The 7,052-nt window shown below is 74.0% G+C and carries 5 protein-coding genes; 2 read left to right on the top strand and 3 right to left on the bottom strand.

Annotated features, from left to right (window positions below; genetic code table 11):
* Together ABZY91_RS33210 and ABZY91_RS33205 are read left to right on the top strand one after the other, a co-directional pair.
* The coding region (locus tag ABZY91_RS33210; RefSeq protein WP_355406826.1) for a hypothetical protein at positions 1-1,508 on the top strand (1,508 nt) is incomplete at its 5' end.
* A gap of 130 nt (positions 1,509-1,638) precedes the next feature.
* Positions 1,639-2,115, top strand: coding sequence for a PPOX class F420-dependent oxidoreductase (locus ABZY91_RS33205; RefSeq protein WP_329948210.1), 477 nt, complete (start codon positions 1,639-1,641; stop codon positions 2,113-2,115).
* 42 nt (positions 2,116-2,157) lie between these two features.
* Here ABZY91_RS33205 and ABZY91_RS33200 read toward each other — a convergent pair whose 3' ends face one another.
* From ABZY91_RS33200 to ABZY91_RS33190, 3 genes are all read right to left on the bottom strand, one after another.
* Positions 2,158-3,861 carry an ABC transporter ATP-binding protein gene (locus ABZY91_RS33200; RefSeq protein WP_355406824.1) on the bottom strand — a complete coding sequence of 568 codons (1,704 nt, stop codon included), beginning with the start codon at positions 3,859-3,861 and terminating at the stop codon, positions 2,158-2,160.
* Between the two features lie 160 nt (positions 3,862-4,021).
* Positions 4,022-5,839, bottom strand: a complete 1,818-nt coding sequence (locus ABZY91_RS33195) for an ABC transporter ATP-binding protein (protein WP_355406822.1) — start codon at positions 5,837-5,839, stop codon at positions 4,022-4,024.
* A 92-nt stretch (positions 5,840-5,931) separates the two neighbouring features.
* Positions 5,932-6,987 carry an iron-siderophore ABC transporter substrate-binding protein gene (locus ABZY91_RS33190; RefSeq protein ID WP_355406820.1) on the bottom strand — a complete coding sequence of 352 codons (1,056 nt, stop codon included), beginning with the start codon at positions 6,985-6,987 and terminating at the stop codon, positions 5,932-5,934.
* Between the last annotated feature and the right edge of the window lie 65 nt (positions 6,988-7,052).

The following is a 7,052-nucleotide window of genomic DNA, read 5'->3' as shown; positions in this document are numbered from 1 at the left end:
CCGGAGCCGCGTCCGGGACCGCCCTCCCCGGCGCCGGTGCCGCGCAGGACGCCGCCGCCGTGGTCGGCGGCGAGCGGCTCGGCCGCCCGGCCGTCCAGGTGGCCCTCCGCGCCGGTGCGCCCGACCTCCCCGCCGCGCTCACCGGGCGGTCGTGGCTGATCGCCGACGCGGCCACCGGCGAGGTGCTCGCGGCCCGCAACGCGCACCTGCCGCTGCCGCCCGCCAGCACGCTCAAGATGCTCTTCGCCAACACCGTGCTGCCCCGGTTCGACCGCGCCCTGGAGCACCGGGTGACGCCGGCCGAGCTGGCGGAGCTGGGTGCGGGCAGCAGCCTGGTCGGGATCAAGGAGAACCTGCCGTACCGGGTCGAGGACCTCTGGCGGGGGGTCTTCCTCGCCTCCGGCAACGACGCCGTCCACGTGCTCGCCCACATGAACGGCGGGATCGCGAGGACCGTCGCACAGATGCAGGGCCGGGCCGACGCCCTCCAGGCCCGCGACACCCGGGTCGTCTCGCCGGACGGCTACGACCAGGACGGCCAGGTCTCCTCGGCGTACGACCTCACGCTCTTCGCGCGGGCCGGGCTGCGCAACCCGGACTTCCGTGCGTACTGCTCGACCCGCACCGCCCGCTTCCCGGGCGGGGTCGACAAGGCGACCGGCCTGCGCTCCTCGTTCGACATCGCCAACACCGACCGCCTGCTCGGCAGGTACCCGGGCCTGATCGGGGTGAAGAACGGCTACACCACCAACGCCGGGGCCACCTTCACCGGCGCCGCCGAACGCGGCGGGCGGACCCTGCTCGTGACGGTCATGCACCCGGAGCAGCAGACCAAGGTGTACGACGAGGCGGCGGCGCTGCTGGACTGGGGGTTCGCGGCGGCGGGCAAGGTCGAGCCGGTCGGGCACCTGGTCGAGGAGGCGGGAGCCTCCGCCCCGGCCGCGGCCTCGGAGGCCGCCGAGGCGCCGGCCTCGGGTGTACTGCCGCACGCGATCCGGCAGGCCGACCACGTGCTGGGGCCGGCCGGCTGGACGGCGGTCACGCTGTGCGGGGCGCTGGCGCTCTGGGCGGCGGCCCGGGTCCGGACCCGACGGCGTCTGCACCCGAGGACCGCCGCGAGCACCGCCCTGCCGGGCCCGGTTCCTGGCTCCGCGCCGACCGCCGCCCCGACGGCGTTCTCCCAGTACCCCGAATACGCCCGGTGGAGCGCGTTCCCCTTCCCGGTCGCACCGCCCACCGGGCCCGACGCCCCCGCCGCTCCGCACCCGCCCGCCCTCCCGGCGTTCCCGCCGGGCACCCCCGCCCGGCCCGACGCCGCTCCCCGGTTCCGTCCCGCCGCCGTGCCGGGGCGCGCGGCCTGTGCGGGTGCCACGGCCGTGGGTGCCAGGGCCACGGGCGCGACGGCGGTCGGCGGACGCGGACGCCGCCGGCTCGCCCGCCGGGCCCGGGGGCTGGCCGTGTCGGCCCGGACCCGGCTCACCACGGGCCGGACCGGGCGGCGGGTCTGACCCCCGGGCACCGAGGCGCCGGCCGAGGCGGGGCTCCTCCTCGCGACACCCCGGACCGGCGGGGCACCGCGTGCGCGGTGTCCCCTCCGGCGCGCGAGAGCTCCCTGGTCGGCGCCCTAGAATTCCCGCCATGAGCGCCCCCACCCCGCCCTCCGGCCCGAACGACCCTCAGGACCCTCAGGACCCTCAGGACCCTCAGGACCCGGCCGAGCGTCAGAAGCAGCGGCTCGAACGCCTGGTCCACCTCGCCTCCGGCAGCTACCTGCTGGTCACCACGTACAAGAAGGACGGCACCACCGTGCCGACCCCCGTCTGGGTGGTGCGGGACGGGGAGGCACTCGGCGTCTGGACCGTCGCGGACTCCTGGAAGGTCAAGCGGATCCGGAACCGCGCCGACGTCCTGGTCGGCCCCTGCGACCTGCGGGGCAACCCGACCGGCGAGTCGTACCCGGCCACCGCCGAGATCCTCGACCCCGGGCGCACCGCCGCCTACCGGACGCTGCTGCGGCAGAAGTACGGCCTGCTCGGCGTGGTCACCCTCCTCGGCAGTCAGTTGCGGCGCGGCAACCGCGGCACCGTCGGCATCCGGCTCACGCTCGCCGACTGACACCGACGGGAGCGACGCCCGCCCCCGCCACCGGTGGCCCGGTCACCGGGTCACCGCCAGGCAGTACGCCGGATCGGTGTCCAGCAGCCTGCGGTGGGTGCCCTCGGCCGTGACGACCCCGCCGTCCAGGACGAGGACCCGGTCCGCGGCGTCCAGCAGCGCCGGACTGCTGGTGATCACGACGGTGGTACGGCCCCGCCGCAGCGTCGCGATGTTGCGTGCGACGAGCTGCTCGGTGACGGCGTCCACGGCGGTCGTCGGGTCACGCAGGACGAGCACCTCGGTGTCGGCGGCCAGGGCCCGGGCCAGGGACAGCCGCTGGCGCTGCCCCCCGGAGAGGTTCGAGCCGCGGTCACGGACCTCGTAGTCGAGCCCCTGCCGGTGCAGGGCCACCACGTCGGTCAGCATGGAAGCCTCGACCGCCTCGGGCACCGTCCGGCTCGTCCCCGACGGGTCGATGTTCGAGCGGAGCGTGCCGGCGAAGATCTCCGCGTCGTGGGGGTTGACCAGGATCCGCTCACGGACCGACTCGACCGACAGCTCCGCGAGCTCCCGGCCGCCGACCCGCACCACTCCCTCGTAGGAGTCCGGCGGGACGGCCACGGCGAAGACGGACGCGAGGTCGGCCGCCGCCCGCGGCTGGTAGGCCGCGATCGCCGTGAACTCGCCGGCCGGGACGTGGAACTTCACGCCCTGCAGGGAGCCGTACCGGACGCAGTCGACCTCCAGGTCCCCGCCCGGGGCCGGCTGCTCCGACCCCGGGGCCGCCACCGGCGGGGCGGACAGCACCAGGGCCATCCGCTCGGCCGACGCGCGCGCCGTCATCACGTACTTCGGCATGTCCGAGAACAGCCGGAGCGGCTCCATGATGAACTGCGCCAGGCCCACGGCCATGACGAGCGCCCCGATGCCGATCTGCCCGTCGAAGGCCAGCCATCCGGCCGTCAGGGTCACCGAGGCCGCGAGGGTCGCGTTCAGCGCCAGCGCGGCGCCCGCGTAGGCGCCGTTCACCCGGGCGACGGTGACCGCCTGCTCCTTCGCCTCCGTGCTGACCCTCCGGTAGGAGCGGAACGCCGCGTGGTTGCCGCCGAAACCGTGCAGCGGGCGCAGGCCCGTGATCAGGTCGGCGACCTTCGCACCCGCGCGTGCCACCCGCGCCTGCTGTTCCTTGGTGCTGCTGCCGATCCGCCGGGACATCACGCTGAGGACCGAGAGGATGGCGACGGTGCCGACCATGACCAGCAGGCCGAGCCGCAGGCTCGCCGTGCCCAGGGCCACCGCCGCGACCAGCACCGCGACCATGGAGCTGATCAGCATCGGCACCACCTCGACGATGTCGGCGGTCTGGTCGGCGTCCTCGGTGGCGATGGTGAGCACCTCGCCGGACTTGAGGCCGGTGTCCCGGGCCACCGGCTGGAGGCCGCAGGCCGCGACCCGCACCCTCCAGCGATGGGCCTCGGTCGTGTTGGCCTTCTGCAGGACGCGCATGCCGAAGCGCCACGACAGGGACACCGTCGTCGTGATCACGGCCAGGGCCGCGACCGCCAGGGCGAGTGATCCGGGGCCGCGTTCGCGCATCGTGTGCTCGACGATCAGACCGAGCGCGATGGGGAAGGCGGTCTCGCCGGCCTGGTAGAGGCTCATGAGGAGGGTGCCCCGGGCCATGGCACCGGCGTTGCGGCGGATCGCGGTCCGGAGTATGTCGGATCCCGGGCGGCGGGATCGCTGGACGTCAGGAGTTGTCATCGATGTGGGGGCAATCGCTTCCGGGGTTCGCAGGGTGAACAGATCACGGATCGTGATCAGGGGGCCGAACTCCCGGCGCAGGAGTCCGACCGGACGTACGGCCGGCGTGGAGTGTCTCCCGAGGGGCGGGAGGTCGCCCACCGCGCTCGCCCCGGGGAACTCAGGCCGGACCGACCTGACGTGGAATCGCCCGGCTCTCGCCCCTCCAGGCCCGCCAGAGCTGCGCGTAGCGGCCGCCCAGGGCCACCAGCTCCCCGTGCGTGCCCTGCTCCACGACGCGTCCCGCGTCCAGCACGGCGATCCGGTCGGCCGCCATCGCCTGGGTCAGCCGGTGGGCCACGAACAGCGTGGTCCGGCCGGCGCAGGCGGCCCGAACGGCCCGCTCCAGTTCGGCGGCGCCCTCACTGCCGGCCTCCGCGGTCGACTCGTCGAGCACCACCACCGGCGCCCGTCCCAGCACCAGGCGGGCCAGGGCGACATGGGCGACCTCGGTGCCGTCCAGCCGTTCACCGCCCTCGCCCACCGCCGTGTACAGCCCGTCGGGCAGCGCCTCCACCCACTCCTCGGCGCCCACGGTGCGCAGCGCGTCCATCAGTTCGGCGTCGGTCGACTCCGGCGCGGCGAGCCGCAGGTCGTCGGCGAGCGGGCCGGAGAACACGTGCGTCTCCTGGGTCAGGACGCTCACCAGCGCCCTCGCCCCGACCTCGTCCAGGTCGGCGAGGTCGATCGGTCCGACGCGGACCGACCCGGTCTGCGGAGTCTCGATGCCCGCGACGAGGGCGGCCAGGGTCGTCTTGCCGGCGCCCGTGGCGCCCACCAGGGCCAGTGAGCCACCGGCCGGGACCGTCAGGGTGACGTCCCGCAGGACCGGTTCCTCGGCGCCCGGGTACGCGAACGTCAGCCCCTCCACCGTCACCGGGTACGGGGTGCCGTCCTGCGGCGCGGGGGCCGAGTCGCCCACCAGCCGCTCCGCCGCAGACTCCGTCAGCACGCCGACGAGCCGGGTCAGGCTCGCGCCCGACTTCTGCGCCTCGTCGAAGGTGAACATGATGGCGCCCAGCGGCGTGAAGAGGCGGTGGAACACCAGGGGGGCCGCGGACACGTCGCCGAGGCTGGCGGATCCGGTCTCCAGGAGGACGTAGCCCACCACGAGGATCAGGACGAGGCCGATGAACTCCGCGCGGTTCTCCCTGCCGACGAACCGGCCGAAGAAGCGGAACACCTCGACGCCGTGGTCCCGCACCCGCTGCGAGTCGTCGGCGACCTTCTCCCGGAACCTCTCCTCCAGGCGGTAGGCCCGGACGGTGTCGATGCCGTTCAGACCGCTGATCAGCGCCTGCGCGCGGTCGGCCTGGGCGGCACGCTGCTTGCGGTAGAGCGGGGCGGACCGGGGGAGGTACCAGCGCAGCGCCAGCCCGTACGCGGGCAGCGCGCAGGCTCCCGCGAGGCCGAGCCGCCAGTCGAGCCCGAACATGCCGATCGTGGCGACGGCCACCAGCACGCCCGCGGAGAACACCGTGGGGACGGCCGAACGGATGCCCCTGGACAGGACGGCGACGTCGTCGCCGACCCGGGAGAGGACGTCGCCGCGGCCCACCTGCTCGACCCGGGCGATCGGCATGCCCAGCACGGCCCGGACGGCGCCCTCCCGCAGATGCGCGAGCAGGTCGGCGCCGAGCCTCCCGATCAGGTACGTCGACGCCGCGGTGGCCGCCGCGCCGAGCAGCGCGGCGGCCACCATCAGCGCGCCGATCGGGAGCAGGGACGAGCCCGGCTCGCCCCGGACCACGCCGTCGACCACGCGGCCGAGCAGGAGGACCGGGAGCATCTGGAGCGCCGCCCCGGCCACCGTGCTGACCGCAGTGGCGGCCGTCAGCCACGGAGTGTCGCGGCAGTGGGCGGCGACCCATCGGGCTGCCTCACGGCCGCCCGTGGTGCGCAGGGTGGCCGGAGCGGCCGGTGTTCCCGTGGTGCTCACACCCAGGTCCTCTCTGTCGGATCCCGCCGGCCGCGCCACCCGCTGTTCCGACGTGATCCGGAGGAGCGAACCCGGGGCTTGTCCGACGATCCCTAGCCGACCGACTTGGCGAGCTCGTCGATGGCGAACGGCAGGGAGAGCAGGGTCGCCTGCGACATCGCCGCGCCGACCGCCGGTCCCTCACTGTCCAGCAGGTACGACACCTTGCCGGCCTTGGACACCTTCAGGTTGGTGAAGAGGTCGAACTTCTTCAGCGCGTCGGTGTCGACCTTGTCGTTGATGACGAAGACGCGGTCGACGTCGACGAGGTCCATGCGCTCCGGGGAGAGCTGCGTGGAGAACCCGGACCCCGCGATCCTGTCGATCTCGGTCTGGCCCTTGAAGCCCATCCCGGCGAGGAGCTGACCCCGTACGTCGGTGGTGGTGAAGGGCGTGACCGAGTCCTTGTACCAGGAGAGCGCGACGGCGGTCTGGGTGGCGAACTCCGGGTGGGCCGTCTTGACCGCGGCGAGCTTGTCCTGGATGCCCTGGACCATCTGCTTACCCTCGTCGGCCTTGCCGAGCGCCTTGGCGATGTGGAGCGCGTTGTCCTGCCACGGAGCGCTGAACGGCTCCTTCTCGGCCTTCGTACGGCCGACCGTCGGGGCGATCTTGGAGAGCTTGTCGTAGGCGGCCTGGTCGATCTCGGAGTAGACCGCGACGATCAGGTCGGGCCGCAGGGCGGCGATCTTCTCGAAGTTGGGGCCGGCGTCGCCGTTGTTCAGGACCACCTCGGGACGCGCGTCGCCCCACTTGTCCTTGACCCAGGGCCACTGCGTGTTGATGTCGGGGCTCTGCCCCACCGGGTTCGGGTACTGGTCGACCATGCCGACCGGCTTGACGCCGAACGCGAGGATCGTCTGGTCGTCGGTGTAGCCGACGGACACGACACGCTTGGGCGCCTTGTCGACCTTCGTGGACCCGAAGGCGTGCTCGACGGTGACGGGGAACGCGCCGGTGGCGGCCGAGGCGTTGGCGCTGTCGTTCGCGCCCTTGTCCCCCGCGTCGGAACCACAGCCGGCGAGGAGGCCCACGCCGAGGGCCGCGACGGACACGCCCGCCGCCAGCCGCCGCCAGGCGTTCGTTCGTGTCGTTCGGTCGAGGAGCATCCGGATTCCCTTGCTGTCGTGCTGTCCGACACCCCGCATGACGGCAGGTGAGCCCTGGTTTGGGG

Origin of the sequence: Kitasatospora sp. NPDC002965, from assembly GCF_040611255.1 — a bacterium.
Taxonomy (GTDB): Bacteria; Actinomycetota; Actinomycetes; order Streptomycetales; family Streptomycetaceae; genus Kitasatospora.
This window is presented reverse-complemented; position numbering and strand designations above follow the sequence as displayed.